General features: G+C 63.6%; 1 protein-coding gene and 1 pseudogene. Both read left to right on the forward strand.

Translation table 11 applies throughout. The features are described 5' to 3' along the window. Positions 1–63 precede the first annotated feature (63 nt). Positions 64–216, forward strand: a pseudogene (locus tag P0R31_RS40660) (transposase); the annotation flags it as partial. Beyond that, positions 183–1,250 (forward strand): IS3 family transposase, encoded by a 1,068-nt coding sequence (locus P0R31_RS40665; RefSeq protein ID WP_275521226.1) that lies wholly within the window; start codon positions 183–185, stop codon positions 1,248–1,250. The pseudogene P0R31_RS40660 and the gene P0R31_RS40665, both read left to right, overlap by 34 nt. The last annotated feature ends 18 nt before the right edge of the window (positions 1,251–1,268 follow it).

The raw sequence follows: 1,268 nt of genomic DNA on the forward strand, positions 1-1,268 counted from the left end.
TGACCTGCCACTGCGTATTTCCTCCAGAAGGAGTTAGAGTCCGGCCCGAAGAAGGACGGACAGATGAAGCGAGCAAGGTTCACGGAAGAGCAGATTATCGCGCTGTTGAAGGAGCATGAGGCCGGGGCGAAGACAGCCGACCTGGCTCGCAAGCACGGTGTTTCCGAGGCGACGATCTACAATTGGAAGGCCAGATTCGGCGGCATGGACGTTTCCGAGGCGAAGCGGCTGAGGGCCCTGGAGGAGGAGAACGCGAAGCTGAAGAAGCTTCTGGCCGAGCAGATGCTCGACGCGGCCGCCCTTCGCGAGCTGCTTTCAAAAAAATGGTAGGGCCCGCCGCCAAGCGCGCTGCGGTCGCGCATCTGCAGGCCGTCATGAGCCTGTCGGAACGGCGGGCCTGCTCGATCATCGGGGCGGATCGGAAGATGATCCGCTATCGCTCCAGCCGCCCGCCGGACGCAGTTCTGCGTGGCCGATTGCGCGATCTCGCCAGCGAGCGGCGACGTTTTGGCTACCGCCGGCTGTTCGTCCTGCTGCGGCGGGAGGGCGAGCCATCGGGGATCAACCGGATCTACCGGCTTTATCGCGAGGAAGGGCTCACCGTCCGCAAGCGGCGGGCTCGCCGCAAGGCCGTGGGGACCCGTGCCCCGATCCTGGTCGAGGCGAGGCCGAACGCGCGCTGGTCGCTGGACTTCGTCCACGACCAGTTCGCCAATGGCCGACGCTTTCGCATCCTCAACATCGTCGACGACGTCACCAAGGAATGCCTGGGCGCGATTCCGGAGACGTCGATCTCGGGTCGGCGCGTGGCCCGCGAACTGACGACAATCGTCGAGCGACGCGGCAAGCCAGGAATGATCGTGTCCGACCATGGCACCGAGTTCACCTGCAACGCCATGCTCTCTTGGTGCAAGGACGCAGCCATCGATTGGCACTTCATCGCACCGGGAAAGCCGATGCAGAACGGCTTCGCCGAGAGTTTCAATGGCCGGATGCGCGACGAGTTGCTCAACGAGACCCTGTTCTTTGATCTCGATGACGCCCGCGCCAAGATCGCCAATTGGGTCGCCGACTACAATCTCCAGCGTCCTCACTCGTCGCTGAACTACCTCACCCCGGCAGCCTACGCCGCCCACCTCACCGCAACGGACGATCGGCTGCGCAACCCCGACCAGCTCCGCCGATCGTCCGTTGCTCCACCCGCGCCACTTGGCGTACAAAACCCCGAGACTCTAACTGCCGCTGGATGAAAATTCAGGGGCAGGTCA

The sequence above is a fragment of the Bradyrhizobium yuanmingense genome, assembly GCF_029167105.1.
Lineage (GTDB): Bacteria > Pseudomonadota > Alphaproteobacteria > Rhizobiales > Xanthobacteraceae > Bradyrhizobium > Bradyrhizobium yuanmingense_A.